Here is a 14,212-nt window from a genome sequence, read left to right as displayed (position 1 = left end):
CCTTTCCCCTCTAGATTTTGTGCACGTGTCACCGTACCACCACGGGGCAAAAACTAAGCCATGCCCGCACGCCGCGCCCGCTCGACCGTTTCCGGCAGCGCCGAAATGACGGCGTCGACATCCGCCTGCGTCGAGGTGTACCCCAGCGTAAAACGAATCGACGACCGCGCTTCCGGCTCCGAAACGCCCATCGCCATCAGCACGTGCGAGGGACGGTTAACGCCCGCGCTACATGCCGATCCCGTAGAGCAGTCAATTCCCGCCGCATCGAACAGCATGATCAAACTATCGGCCTCCGCGCCCGGGAAGCTGGCGTAGACGTGCCCCGGCAAAGCGAGCTCGCTGGTGTGGATAATCGCACCGTCGATGTGCGCGATTGCCCTGATGAGCTGCTGCGTCAGACCGCGGATTCGTTCATTGTCCGCCGCCATCGCGTCCACCGCCGCGCGCAGTCCTGCCGCCATGCCCGCCGCCGACGCCACGTCCTGCGTGCCCGAACGCAGTCCGCGTTCCTGCCCGCCGCCGTTGTTATGCGGGGTAAGTTTCGCTTCACGACGAACAAGCAGCGCCCCAATCCCACGGGGACCGCCGAACTTGTGCGCGGAGATGGCCATTGTAGTGGCGCCACTTGCGTGGAAATCAATTGGCAGATGTCCGGCTGCCTGCACAGCATCGATATGGAAAGGCACGCGAGCCTCCTTCGCCCGCTTGGCAATCTCCTCCACCGGCTGGATGGTGCCGGTCTCATTGTTCGCCCACATGCACGTCACCAGCGCGGTGTTCTGCCGACTAATCTCCGGGAACTGCACCATGTCAACGCGACCATCAGCACCTACAGGAGCCTCAACAATCTTGGCCCAGTGTTCCTTTTCCAGATGGTGACATGTCTTCAACACTGCATCGTGCTCGATTGGTGGAACCACAATGTCCGAGCCAGAGGCCTTGAAGTACAGGCCTGAAATCGCTAGATTGTCGGCCTCAGTTCCACCGGAAGTAAAAACTACCTCGATGGGATCGGCACTGAGCAGCTCTGCAATTTCTTCTCGGGACTCTTCCAGAACCTTTTTCGCAATGCGTGCGGTGGCGTACTGCCCCGAGGGGTTGGCCAGACCTAGGTTCTCGACCATTGCCGTGCGCGCTTCTGGGCGCAATGGTGTAGTCGCGGCATGATCCACAAAGTAACGGGTCTTCGCAGCAGACTTCATTTCACTCTTCTCGTCCGGAGCGGCAACGATGTGGTCATTAAGCATGCAGGCAGTATAACGCTGCGTGCGCCTTATGCTCACTATCCGCCATAGTTAAACCTCACTGTCTGCACGAACAGATGAGTAGGACCAAAAAAATGCTCGGGGCGGGAACAGACAGGAAATCTGTGCCCACCCCGAGCGGGTAGTTGCTAGCCGAGTTGACTCTCGGCCAGCAGCCTTACGCAACTAGCAGCCTTAAGGCAAGTGCGTATTACTTCAGGTTCTCGATAGCCTGCGGGACAACGTCGAACAGGTCACCGACGACACCGAAGTCAGCAATCTCGAACAGCGGAGCCTCTTCGTCCTTGTTGACCACAACGATGGTCTTGGAGGTCTGCATACCTGCCTTGTGCTGGATAGCACCGGAAATACCCAGAGCAACGTAGAGGTCCGGGGAAACGGTCTTACCGGTCTGGCCAACCTGGAACTGACCCGGGTAGTAGCCAGCGTCAACAGCAGCACGGGAAGCACCAACAGCTGCGCCGAGAACGTCTGCCAGCGGCTCAACAACGTTCTTGAAGCCATCCTCGGATGCGACACCGCGGCCACCGGAAACAACCAGCTTAGCCTCGGTCAGCTCCGGACGGTCGCCGCCCTCAGCCGGTGCGAAGGAAACGATCTCGACAGCGTTGTTGCCGATCTCTGGGAATGCAATCTCGGTAACGTCAGCGGAACCGGACTTCTCCTCCGGGTCAACGGAGCCCGGACGCAGAGCGTAGACCGGGGATGCGCCGTAGCCGACACCGTCAACGATGTACTCGCCACCGAAGATGGAGTACTTAACGGAAGCGTCATCGTTGATAGCAACAACGTCGGACAGCAGACCGGAACCGGTCAGCGCAGCGACGCGGCCAGCGATTTCCTTGCCGGTTGCGGAAGCGGAAACCAGCACCGGAACCTCACGCTCGGAGGCCAGGCCGACGAGAACGTCAACCTCAGGGGTGATCAGGTACTTGTCGGCATCGTCGGACTCAGCAGCGAGAATCTCGCCAGCGCCGTAGGAGGCCAGGGTGTCTGCGAAGCCAGCAGCGGTACCCGGGGTACCCACGACAACTGCGGCCGGGGTGCCGAATGCGGAAGCAGCGGTCAGCAGTTCAGCGGTGGTGTTCTTCAGCTCGCCATTTGCGTGCTCGACGAGAACGAGGACGTCGGTCATAGTGATCTTTCTCCTACTTGTATCTCTATTTGTCTTCTATTCGCGTCAAGCGCCTTAGATGAACTTCTGAGCCTTGAGGTACTCGGCCAGCTTGGCGCCGCCGTCTCCCTCATCGTTAATGCGCTCACCAGCGGTCTTAGCCGGCTTCGGAGTGGAGCCAGTGACACCGGTAGCAGCGTTTTCGAGACCAACCTGCTCTGCCTCAGCAGCAACATCGTCCAGAGTCAGCTCGGTGACCGGCTTCTTCTTAGCGGCCATGATGCCCTTGAAGGATGCGAAGCGCGGGCTATTAGCCTTCTCAGTGACGGAGACGACTGCCGGCAGGGATGCCTTGAGCTGGTAGATGCCGTCTTCGACCTCACGCTCACCGGTGATGGAGTCACCTTCGATAGCGACAGAGCGCAGGTGAGTCAGAACCGGCAGGTCGCGGTAGACACCGAGGATAGCCGGGACGGAGCCGGTGCCACCGTCAGTGGAGGCATTGCCGGTGACGATGAGGTCAACATCCTCGAGAGTGTCGATGACGTTGGACAGAGCCCATGCGGTCTGAACAGCGTCGGAACCTTCAAGTGCGTCGTCCGAAAGAATGACGGCGTCGTCTGCACCCATGGACAGAGCCTTGCGCAGTGCCTCGATGGCACGATCCGGGCCAACAGTTGCGACGGTAACGTTTCCGCCGTGCTCTTCCTTCAGCTGCAGGGCAGCCTCAACAGCGTTCTCATTAATTTCGTCGAGAACTGCGTCTGCAGACTCACGATCGAGGACAAACTTGTCATCGGTGAGCTTACGCTCGGACCAGGTGTCCGGAACCTGCTTGACCAGAACCACGATGTTCGGCATTTTTCTGTCGTCCTTACTGGTTGATTACTGGTGAACGTTTATCTGACCTTACTTCGCAAGCCGCCTCACAATAAAGTGAACCAGGCCACGCTCTAGGTCGTCTGTGTTGAAGATAACAGAACCTATCGCCAATGCGAAGGTGATCCAGATAACAATGTCGTTATTTTTTTAAATTTTTTTCTACACCACGAGCACAGCCTGCCCGCCAACATGCCATTTCCGCATGTCAGACGTTAATAGTACGCAATCAACTGCAGCTGTCTCCGCAGTATTCGCCGACAGCAAACACCGATCCCCAACGGGCTACCCCCACCAGTTTTCCGTCGTAAAGCGGTCCTTAACCGATCTCCCGGGGCTGACAGATAAACGCCGTCGCGCTCCGTCCGATGCGCGTGACAACCACCGCCAATGCCCTGGAGCCCTTAAGTTTCCACTGCTTGCGCAACGCGTCGGGGTTGACGTCTACGCCGCGCACGAGAATCTCCACCGATCCGCAATCCAACGCTGCCAGTGCCTTGCGAACCTGCTTCAACCCCACTTGCTCAATAACTTCGAACCCGGCAATCCCCTGCGGCAAAACATCGCCACTGACGTGCGCAATCCGCTCATCGAGCTGCCAGAGCCCATGCGCCGCCGCAAAATGCCGCACCAGCCCGGCGCGCACAATCGCCCCATCCGGATCAATGATGTACCGGCCGGCAGCGCGCACATCGACGTCGTCAGGCATGGTGTCGTCGTATGTCTGCACGTCCACCGCCGACAACTCTAACGGCCTGTGCTTATCGACGGTCTGGATAACCATCGCCGATCGCGTTACGGATTGCCCATCGGTAACTCCGACCAGCCCCGGCGTATATAGACATGCCTCCTTGACCGCACCGTCCACCGAAGTGACAGCCACTTCCCCGCTCCACTCGCTGAAGTCGAGGCCCGGCGCACATTTGATAGCTAGTTCTTTGTCGGGCCAGGCGGCTATGAGCGCCGGCAGCGACGGGAGCAAGTCCTCCGGGTTGGTGATCCTGCGACCACCGGCGCGGCGTGCAGGGTCAGCGACAATGACGGGTGCGTCAAAGGCCGGTTGCAAAGCATCGGCCTGCGCGAAAATGTTCTTGCCGACGTTATGCCGCGCCATGGCCAGCCGCGCAAGGTCGAGATCAGACCCGACAACGGTCAGGCCCTCGTGGTCAATTGCTGCCACCTCAGTACCGATGGAGCAGGTCACATCGGCCACTGCTTCGACACCGAGATGCGCAAGCCTACGAGCGCGAGCCAGCGCGACGACAAAGGGCGTGGCCTGTTGCGCTGCTTCGGAAGAGAAGATCCAGTCCCCTGGCAGTTTGCTGACCGCAGAACGCCGAGCTGCCGCGACTTCAATGACCGCGCGACCAAACTCGCCACAGTGTTGGCGTAGATGCGCGGAGTCTGCAATCAGAGACTTTTTAGTGAGCGCGAGCTGGTCGGCCTCATCTAGCCACTCCGGATGAGCAGCAACAGCGGCCACCTCTGCAGCGGACAGGGACACTCGTTATCTCCTTCCAACTAGGGATCAGCCGGTTAACGGGGGGGTGAGTAGTCGGCTAACGATTCATACCTTTGCGCAAATGCCCCATGTGGGTGGCAACGGCAAAGTACTCATCCATAAAAGGTTCCCCGAGGAAGTCACTACTTGTGCGTCGCACCGGAGTGTTTCTGGCCGCCTCGAGAGCCTCCGCCACAGTACTGACACGGTCCAAGCGAGTCAGTTGCGCCCAGGTCGGAGGCATGAGGCCAAGTAGCCCACGGCGCCATCCATCCAAAATCGTAGTCGGTCGGAACCAACCTGAAGATGATGCCTCAGAGGTGTCACCGTCGGCCCTTTGACCGTCGGGAAGCGCGGCGAGGAAGAAATAGGTGTCGTAACGAATGGGGTTGGATTCGGGTGTCACCCAGTTAGCCCAAGGACTGACGAGTTCGGCATCGAGCGCCAGATTTTCATTGCTAAGGAAATCCGTCAACGACAACTCGTGGGCTTCCAACTGTCGTCGCTGACGGTGGAAGCGGTGGCCATCTGCGACAATCTCACCGCCAGCATCGCGAACCAGCAGAGTGCCTGTTTCCTCAAAGGTCTCACGCACGGCCGCGCAGGTGAGCGCGTGCGCCCGCGCGCGACCGACGTTAAAAGCCTGCGCGATCCGCGACTCGGGGTCGGCTTCCGACGGTCCGGTCACGGCCATGACCTCATTCGCGACAGCTCGGAAATCACGCCGGTCTACTCCACCGCCAGGAAACACGGTCATGTTGGCCGCAAAGCGCATTGAGGATACGCGTTCTTGAACGTAGACCTCGAGCCCGCAGTGGGTGTCGCGGAGCAGCAACACGGTCGCTGCCAGTTTCGGCGACGCGGGCGTATTCGGGGTTTCAGGTGTCGGAACCGCCATGAGCGTCTACTTCTTCCGGTGCTTTCCAGCAGGCCGTGCCCGGCGCGCAAAGTAGCGATCATCGATGCGATCGACGACGATTTCCTGGTGGAAAGCCTTGGTCAGGTTCTCACTGGTCAGGACGTCGTCAATAAGCCCCTGTGCGATGACATTGCCTTCGTCGAGGAGCATCGCATGGGTGAAGCCGTACGGAATTTCTTCCGGGTGGTGCGTAATCATCACCATCGCCGGCGCATCCGGGTCGAGTGCGAGTTCGCCTAAGTAACCGACGAGGTCCTCGCGACCGCCGAGGTCGAGTCCGGCTCCCGGCTCGTCGAGAAGCAGCAATTCGGGGTTGACCATCATGGCTCGTGCGATGAGCACGCGCTTGCGCTCTCCCTCACTGAGAGTGCCCCAGGTGCGGTCTGCAAGATGCTCAGCACCCATGCGCTCGAGAATCTCGGAGAGCTGTTCGAAATCCATCTCTTCATAGGTCTCACGCCAGCGCCCCAGGACGGAGTAACTGGCGGAAATAACAAGGTCCGCGACCTTTTCGTCATTGGGAATGCGGTGAGCAAACGACGATGATGTCAAACCAATCATGGTGCGCAGATCACGCATGTCGGTGCGCCCAATCTGCTCGCCCATCACATGGGCCACCCCTGAAGACGGGAACTCCTCCGCTGCAGCAATGCGCATCAAAGAAGTTTTGCCTGCACCGTTCGGCCCCATGATGACCCAGCGTTCGTCAAGTTCTACTTGCCAATCGACCGGCCCGACCAGCGTACGGCCACCACGGATGAGGTTTACGTCGCGAAAGTCGAGTAGCAAATCTTCGTTAAAGTCTTCTTCCAATTCAGCCACACATCCATGGTGCCCTAACTTTGCCCAAATGTGCGCTTGGACATTCTCATCTATCCTCGGTAGAGAGCAAATCGAGTTCACTCGAGATGGTTTTGCTTCGATTTTCACCTAGCTCGCCGACAATTAGGAGAACGTCTTTTATGACTGGTCGAATCGGTATTGATGACATCCGTCCTCAAATCAACGGTGGTGCAACTCCATCGAAGGCCGTAGTGGGTGAAGTCGTCCCAACCTTTGCCGTCATTTGGCGAGAAGGCCATGACGCGATGAACGCCACGCTCAACGTCAAGGGGCCGAAGGAATCAGCTTTTGCTTCCCGCTCACAGCGCATTCCAATGCACTTTTCTGACCATGATCCAAATCAGGTCAATGCCACCTTCGTCCCAGACGTTCCGGGGCTGTGGACCATTCGCATTGATGCCTGGTCCGACCCGATGGCAACGTGGCGCAACGCTATCACCAAGAAGTTCGAGGCCGGTCAGAGCGAAGCTGAACTCGCTAATGATCTAGAAATTGGCGCCGCTCTCTTCGACCGCGCCGCCGCTGGTGCCGCTGCTATCCACCGCAACCACCTACGCTCCATCGCCGCAGGTCTGCGCGGCGACGGCGATCTTCGCGCCCGCATTGCAGCCGCGCTTTCCGACGAGACCCGCGCCATTTTGCAGGCGCACCCGGTGCGCGACCTTTTGACCCGCGGAAAGACCCGCAAGATCAAGGTTGACCGCCGCGAAGCCCTGTACTCCTCTTGGTATGAGTTCTTCCCCCGTTCCAACGGTGGTTACGGCGAAAATGGCGAGCTGCTGCACGGCACATTCAAGACTGCGGTTGCACAGCTTGATCGCGCTCAGCGCATGGGCTTCGACACGGTCTATCTGCCCCCGATTCACCCAATCGGTGAAATCAATCGCAAGGGTCGCAACAACACCCTGACCCCGGAACCGGGCGATGTCGGATCTCCGTGGGCTATCGGCTCCGCAGAAGGTGGCCACGACGCCATCCACCCGAGCCTCGGTGACGAAAAGGACTTCAAGGAATTCATCAAGGCTGCTAAGGAGCGCGACCTCGAGGTCGCTATCGACCTAGCGCTCCAGTGTGCACCGGACCACCCCTGGGCTAAGGCTCACCCGGAGTGGTTCACCGTGCTGCCGGACGGCACCATTGCCTACGCCGAGAATCCGCCGAAGAAGTACCAGGACATCTACCCGCTGAACTTCGACAACGATGCCAAGGGCCTGTACGCAGAGGTTCTGCGTGTAGTGAAGTTTTGGGTCAAGCGTGGAGTCAAGGTCTTCCGCGTGGATAACCCCCACACCAAGCCGGGCAACTTCTGGGAATGGCTGATTGAAACCGTTCACGAAACCAACCCGGAGGTCATCTTCCTCGCCGAGGCCTTCACCGCCCCGGCCCGCCTCTACGGCCTGGCCAAGGCTGGCTTCACTCAGTCCTACATCTACTTCCCGTGGAAGACTACGAAGGAAGAGCTGACCGAATTCGGCAAGGAGATTACCCGCCATGCGGACATCGCTCGCCCATCCCTATGGGTCAATACCCCCGATATTCTGCATGACTTCCTGGTCAAGGGCGGCCGTGGCGCCTTCGCCATCCGCGCCGCGCTGGCTTCAACCCTGTCTCCGCTGTGGGGCATGTACTCCGGCTTCGAGCTGTTTGAAAACGTTCCGGTCAAGGAGGGCTCCGAGGAGTACCTCGACAGCGAGAAGTACCAGCTCCGCAGCCGCGATTACGACCAGGCACTGGCCACCGGCAACTCGCTGGAGCCGTTCATTGCGACGCTGAACAAGATTCGTCGGGAGCACCCTGCTCTGCAGCAGCTGCGCAACCTGCACTTCCACGACATCGACAATGACAACCTGCTGGCTTACTCGAAGCTCGATCCGGTCACCGGCGATGCCATCCTCGTTGTTCTCAACCTCGATCCGTGGAATGCCCAGGAAGCTACCGTGCACCTCGACATGGATTGCATCGGGCTCCGCAACCACGACCGCATGGATGTCACTGACCTGATTACCGGCAACCAGTTCAACTGGGGCAAGGACAACTACGTCCGCCTGGCACCGTGGGAAAACGTTGCGCACATCATCAAGCTGCCGGAAATCGACGTCAAGCTCCGCCACAAGTTGGCTTGGCGCGACGTACCCGACTACGAGGGCTAGAACGCTTGCTGGGAACTTTCGGGGTTAGTGGGCCGCTGACCTGACCACTGTCGCAACGATTCGTCGTTAGGCTGGCGGGTGAGTTAGCAGCCCACTGTCCCCTACCTCCCTCTAATTCTTTAGAACTGAACTCAACAACTTCACATTCACCTACCTAGAAACGCTTCGGAAGGACCTTCCATGGGAGCCCACACAGATCCCCGCCTCGCAATTGATTCCGGCGATATGGATCGCCTGCGCTACTGCACCCATCACGATCCGCACAGCATCTACGGCGCACACGTCGTGGACGGTGACACGGTTATTCGCACGAGGGTCTTCGGCGCTCAGGCAGTTACTGTCGTCAGCACGCGCGGCGAGTTTGAAGCGGAGAACCTGGGCGACGGTTTCTTCACCGCCCTCGTCCCCGGCGGCGATGACTTCGACTACCGTCTGCGCATTACGTGGGACTCCGGCGAGACCGTAGAGCGTGCCGACGGCTACCGTTTCCTCCCCACTATCGGCGCTGGTGACCTACACCTAATCGGCGAGGGACGTCATGAGGAACTGTGGAAGGTTCTCGGTGCTCACCTTCGCAGTTACGACACAGAGCTGGGTACGGTCGAAGGCACCTCGTTTACGGTCTGGGCTCCGAACGCACGCGGCGTCGCCGTGGTCGGTGACTTCTGTATGTGGAACGGCGCGCAGTACCCAATGCGCTCTATGGGTGGCGCAGGTATCTGGGAGCTGTTCATCCCGGGTGTGGGTGAGGGCGAAATCTACAAGTTCGCGATCACGACACCGGAGGGACAGCGCCGCGATAAGGCCGACCCTATGGCGCGTGCTGCTGAGCTCCCACCGGCTACCGGGTCGATTGTTGCGACCTCTGACTACGCCTGGGGTGACCAAGCGTGGATGGAAAAGCGCGCCAACACTGACTGGACCGAAGAGCCCATCTCTATCTACGAGGTCCACTTGGGTTCCTGGAAGCAGGGCCTGAGCTACGAAGTTATGGCGGAGAAGCTGGTGCGCTACGTGGTCGACATGGGCTACACCCACGTGGAGTTCATGCCGGTATGTGAGCACCCGTTCACCGGTTCCTGGGGTTATCAGGTTTCCGGCTACTACGCTCCGACCAGCCGCTTCGGCACCCCAGATCAGTTCCGCGGTCTAGTTGATGCCTTCCACGCCGCTGGCATCGGTGTCATCATGGACTGGGTTCCGGGGCACTTCCCGAAGGACGAGTTCGCACTTGCCCGCTTCGATGGCACGGCTTGCTACGAGCACCCGGACTGGCGCCGCGGCGAGCAGCGCGACTGGGGCACCTACGTTTTCGACTTCGGCCGCAACGAGGTACGCAACTTCCTCTACGCCAACGCACTGTACTGGGCGGAAGAGTTCCACATCGACGGTCTGCGCGTCGACGCAGTGGCTTCCATGCTGTACCTAGACTACTCCCGCAATGAAGGCGAGTGGCTGCCGAACCAGTACGGTGGCCGTGAAAACCTCGATGCTGTTCAGTTCCTGCAGGAATTCAACGCCACGGTACACAAGCACAACCCGGGCTTCCTCACCGTGGCCGAAGAATCCACTTCTTGGCCGGGTGTGACCGCACCTACCGAGCACGGTGGCTTGGGCTTCTCTATGAAGTGGAACATGGGCTGGATGAATGACACGCTGGAGTACTTCAGCAAGGAGCCGATTTACCGCTCCTACCACCACCATGAGCTCACTTTCGCTATGGTCTACGCCTACTCGGAAGAGTTCATTCTGCCGATTAGCCACGACGAGGTCGTGCACGGCAAGGGCTCGCTGTGGGAGCGCATGCCGGGCGGCGATTGGGATAAGGCCGCAGGCCTACGTACTTTCCTGACCTTCATGTGGGCACACCCGGGCAAGCAGCTTCTATTCCAGGGTCAGGATCTTGGCCAGAACCACGAGTGGAACCACGATGAGTCCGTGGCTTGGGACAACCTCGAAGGTTGGAGCGGCGAATTCCACCGCGGCATTCAGCTGCTGGTTAAGGACATCAACGCCATCTACAAGGAAAACCCGGCGTTCTACACCCAGGATGACCGCCCAGAGGGCTTCCAGTGGATTAACGCGGATGATTCCACAAACAATGTTGTGTCCTTTGTCCGTTACGGCACCGATGGATCGGTCGTCGCCTGTGTCTATAACCTGTCGGGAACCACGCAGGAAATCTACAAGATTGGCGTACCGCGCGGTGGTCAATGGACGGAGATCCTGAACACAAACGCATCGCGTTACGAGGGCTCCGGCTACGGTGAAAACGGTACTGTGACCGCGGTTGAGCACGGTTGGAACGGCCAGGCTCACTCGATTGATTTGGTGCTGCCGGCCAACACCGCCGTTTGGCTGAAGTGGCAGGGCTAGTCCCGAATCAAGCCAAACAAAAGACAATCTCATAGGAATTGCCCGTGCTGCACGGTTTTCAGTGATCTGAGTTTCGGCCTGAAAACCTGACTCACGGGCAATTTTGTTTTAGGGAGCGTATCCAGGTCCTATCCTCGGAACGGATTGAACCAGTCAGGTTCCAAAGATTCGTTGTAATTCGCAGAATCTGAATCATCGGTGTACGCGGATCCATCCATGCTGTCGGTTCCGATACGATCCGGAATGCCGTCGCCATCCTCATCCGCGCTCCACGTCGCAGCCTGCTTGGCAGTCAGTGGCTTGCCATCCTTACCAAGGCGATTGTAATCCGGCAGAAGCGGGGCTATTTGGGAACCCAGCTGGCCGAGCAGTCCGTCGGTAAGCTCATTGAGCGGCACCTCATCAAAGCGCGTCGTAATGGCGTAAGCGATGGGTCCGGCTGCGGTGTACAAAATACCGTGGTCATTAACGCCCTCGGCAGTGTCACCGGTCTTCTGGACCGCGGAGCCGACGTACATCACAAACTTCTGCGAACCACCGTAAGTGAGGTAGGTCAATGCAGTTTGTGCCGTGTCCTTGGTAATGAAGTTGTGCTTTGAGGTGCCATCGGCCACTTCCTGGAGACGTGCCATGAACAGCGCAGCTTGAGAGGGAGTAAACCAGGACCGATCACCGCTGGGATTGGGGATGTTGAACTTGTTGCCCAGGTGGTAGCGCTTGTCATCAACACCGGCTTCCTTGATGGTTTTGTTGACCTCGTCGAAACCACCGACAGCGTCAATCAACCCATTCGCCGCGGTGTTGTCCGAATACCGCATCACGTACTGCAACAGCCCGTCGAGCGTGTATTGGCCAGGGCCAATCACGCTTCCGCCAACACCATTGTCCCAATCGACCGTCACCGTCTTGTCTAGGTCATCGCCGAATTTCTTCAGCGCAGTAACCACTAACGGAGCCTTGATGGTCGATGCGGAGTACTCCTTCGTATCCTCGCCTACCGACGCCGTGAGCCCTTTGTATGGACCGTCAATGACACGCAAATAGACACCTAAATCAATGCCATAGTTGTCGGAGAAACTCTTAGCCGCAGTATCGAGGACGTCCTGTGCATCAGACCAGGTGACTTCCTCGGAAGCATCCCAACCGTTATCTGGAGCATTAGGTTTTGTGGTAGCAGTGGTGGCCTTGGACCCGGTGGTGCTTGGGACATCGATGGTGCACCCTGCCAACAGAGTCGAGGCCGAAAGCGCAACAATGACCGAGGCGGAAGTAGCGCGAAGGGCTTTGGGGCGAAGTCGCATGCAAAACTCCTGGCTGCAGAAAACTGAAGACCAAAGGCACCTAGCGCAGTATGAACTGTCTGAGGTGAACAGGTGGATGAGATGCAGTGGTAACTGCTGTAAACCACTGAGAACTGTTGGAAGATTACCACCTTCCGAAAAATCTCGTTGCACTGGGGCGCAGCTTTTGTGCAACAATGGATTAAATATAGACATGATTAAAAGAATCAATGTCCAACGGTGCACCCAGGCAGTTGAGCTGCACATTTGATGCTTAATGCTTCAACGATGCCTCGTCCGAGACCGCTGCTAGAAATAGCGCACGGCACCGAAAATCGGAGGAAGTGAATCGCAATGAAGGAAAAGGTACATCGCTTGATGGACCGCATGCAGATTCGCCATGCCCATATGCGCAACACCTGGTATGGGCCGGTACTCTCCCCGGTTCTTCTCGTCGCAGGCTTCGTATTGCTCATTGTTGGCATTATCATTTTGCCAACTCCTGCTCCCGGATGGCTCTGCATCTTTGTTGCACTGGGAATTCTCTCGTTGGTGCATCCGCCGACACGTCGCCTGAACATCTGGTTGGCAGCAAAATTGGACGCCTTTTACGCCTGGTATGCGGAGCGTCATGTGGCAATGAAAGCAACACTTTTCCTGTTGCTAATGGCGTTTATGGCCGCTGTAATGGGCAGCGTCTACTACTTCATGGCTCCGGATGACTGGCCATACACCGACGCTTCAAGCTAGGAGCCTGAGCGCTTTCCAGGCTCCTAGTACAGTGCCCCTAGTCCAGTACTCCTAGTACAGTGCGCTAGCCATCCTCCGGCGTGCATCCAATGCCACTGGATCTGCGGTATCGAATAGCACAAGCAGCTCTAGTAGACGCGACTTGATGGCCTCACGGTCATCGCCAAACACCTGCGGGAGCAACTTCAACAAACGATCGAGCGCCTTCGCTGGATCGTCGACAAGCATCGTGACATCCGCGGCATCGAGGGCGAGCGCGACGTCCTTCGGCGCAGCGTCGGCCTTTGCAATTGGATCTGCGCTGCGATCGATTTTGGCAGCGCGGGCGAAGAAGGACACATTCGCGTGAGCGCGCTTCAGCCCCTGATTTGCGGGCTCGGACTGCAGCATAGCGTCATACAGCTCCAACGCTCCGTCGAAATCGCCCTCCTCGAGCAACTCTTCAGCCTGCTCCAAACGCGGGTCATCGGTGGGTACGGGATTGCCGAAGAAGTCAGTCGGCTCCGGAGCCTCCGGCCCGCTGCCCTCCCCAGCCATACGAGTTCCCGCCGGCAACCCCTTGAGACGACCCCGAGTGGCCTCCATAACCTGCGCCAGCCACTGCTCCAGCCAATCCCTGGTTTTCTCGCCGACAAACATGCCAATGGGACTGCCCATAGCCACAGCCGTGACTGTCGGCACTGCCTGCACACCGAATGCCTGGGCCAGCTGCGGATGCTCCTCAGCATCTGCCCACGCCAGGATCCAGTTCAAGTTAGCCTCACGGGCCATGCCTTCTAGCTCAGCCCGAAGACGCAACGAATCAGCTGCTCCAGCCATGCCGATCAAGACAATAACCGGGACCTGCTCCGAGCGCAGAACGACTTCTGCCTCAAGGGTCTGCGGGACAATCTCAACTACAGGAGGAAGCCCATTTCCCTGATCACTGGTTGCCCGCTCGATCTCCTCTCGGCGCTTACGTTCGGCTTCGGCGCGCTGGTGGAGCTGCTCCAAATCAACCGTGCCGGGTGGTGGCGGCGGAGTCGAGCACTCGCGGTGACCGTGTGCTCCATGCGAGTGACCATGAGAATGGCCATGTGCGTGACCATGTCCAGCTGGCATCGTCAAAGGGGTTCCTCTCCAGTGTCGTCGT

11 protein-coding genes are annotated in these 14,212 nt (G+C 58.6%); 3 read left to right on the top strand and 8 right to left on the bottom strand.

Annotated elements, in window-relative coordinates:
* Positions 1 to 53: 53 nt before the first annotated feature.
* From QP995_RS00840 to QP995_RS00815, 6 genes are all read right to left on the bottom strand, one after another.
* Positions 54 to 1,205: a cysteine desulfurase family protein gene (locus tag QP995_RS00840; protein WP_502869787.1), complete on the bottom strand. Its 1,152-nt coding sequence runs from the start codon at positions 1,203 to 1,205 to the stop codon at positions 54 to 56.
* Positions 1,206 to 1,458: 253 nt separating this feature from the next.
* Positions 1,459 to 2,403, bottom strand: coding sequence for an electron transfer flavoprotein subunit alpha/FixB family protein (locus QP995_RS00835; RefSeq protein ID WP_016422471.1), 945 nt, complete (start codon positions 2,401 to 2,403; stop codon positions 1,459 to 1,461).
* A 54-nt stretch (positions 2,404 to 2,457) separates the two neighbouring features.
* Positions 2,458 to 3,243: an electron transfer flavoprotein subunit beta/FixA family protein gene (locus tag QP995_RS00830; protein ID WP_048735284.1), complete on the bottom strand. Its 786-nt coding sequence runs from the start codon at positions 3,241 to 3,243 to the stop codon at positions 2,458 to 2,460.
* A gap of 337 nt (positions 3,244 to 3,580) precedes the next feature.
* Positions 3,581 to 4,765 carry a THUMP-like domain-containing protein gene (locus QP995_RS00825; RefSeq protein ID WP_284852812.1) on the bottom strand — a complete coding sequence of 395 codons (1,185 nt, stop codon included), beginning with the start codon at positions 4,763 to 4,765 and terminating at the stop codon, positions 3,581 to 3,583.
* A 55-nt stretch (positions 4,766 to 4,820) separates the two neighbouring features.
* Positions 4,821 to 5,660 (bottom strand): NUDIX hydrolase, encoded by an 840-nt coding sequence (locus QP995_RS00820; RefSeq protein ID WP_284852811.1) that lies wholly within the window; start codon positions 5,658 to 5,660, stop codon positions 4,821 to 4,823.
* A gap of 6 nt (positions 5,661 to 5,666) precedes the next feature.
* Positions 5,667 to 6,503: an ABC transporter ATP-binding protein gene (locus QP995_RS00815; RefSeq protein ID WP_284852810.1), complete on the bottom strand. Its 837-nt coding sequence runs from the start codon at positions 6,501 to 6,503 to the stop codon at positions 5,667 to 5,669.
* A 140-nt stretch (positions 6,504 to 6,643) separates the two neighbouring features.
* Here QP995_RS00815 and QP995_RS00810 point away from each other — a divergent pair, with 140 nt between their 5' ends.
* A complete protein-coding gene (locus QP995_RS00810) occupies positions 6,644 to 8,674 on the top strand; it encodes an alpha-1,4-glucan--maltose-1-phosphate maltosyltransferase (protein ID WP_070595729.1) in 2,031 nt (676 codons plus the stop codon).
* A 180-nt stretch (positions 8,675 to 8,854) separates the two neighbouring features.
* Entirely contained in the window at positions 8,855 to 11,050 is a 2,196-nt protein-coding gene (glgB, locus tag QP995_RS00805; RefSeq protein ID WP_088611479.1) for a 1,4-alpha-glucan branching protein GlgB, read from the top strand.
* A gap of 128 nt (positions 11,051 to 11,178) precedes the next feature.
* Here the strand turns inward: glgB and QP995_RS00800 are convergent, their stop codons facing one another.
* On the bottom strand, positions 11,179 to 12,351 hold the full coding sequence (locus QP995_RS00800; protein WP_088611478.1) for a serine hydrolase: 1,173 nt from the start codon (positions 12,349 to 12,351) through the stop codon (positions 11,179 to 11,181).
* Positions 12,352 to 12,684: 333 nt separating this feature from the next.
* Between QP995_RS00800 and QP995_RS00795 the strand changes: the two genes are divergently transcribed.
* Positions 12,685 to 13,080, top strand: a complete 396-nt coding sequence (locus tag QP995_RS00795; protein ID WP_016422463.1) for a TIGR02611 family protein — start codon at positions 12,685 to 12,687, stop codon at positions 13,078 to 13,080.
* A 51-nt stretch (positions 13,081 to 13,131) separates the two neighbouring features.
* On the opposite strand, the gene QP995_RS00790 is transcribed toward QP995_RS00795, so the two are convergent.
* On the bottom strand, positions 13,132 to 14,181 hold the full coding sequence (locus tag QP995_RS00790; protein WP_070595727.1) for a co-chaperone YbbN: 1,050 nt from the start codon (positions 14,179 to 14,181) through the stop codon (positions 13,132 to 13,134).
* Positions 14,182 to 14,212 lie beyond the last annotated feature (31 nt).

It is taken from the genome of Corynebacterium sp. MSK032 (assembly GCF_030232065.1).
In the GTDB taxonomy this organism is placed as follows: Bacteria; Actinomycetota; Actinomycetes; order Mycobacteriales; family Mycobacteriaceae; genus Corynebacterium; species Corynebacterium jeikeium_D.
The sequence above is the reverse complement of the archived record's forward strand: the minus strand, read 5'-3'. Positions and strand labels throughout refer to the sequence as shown.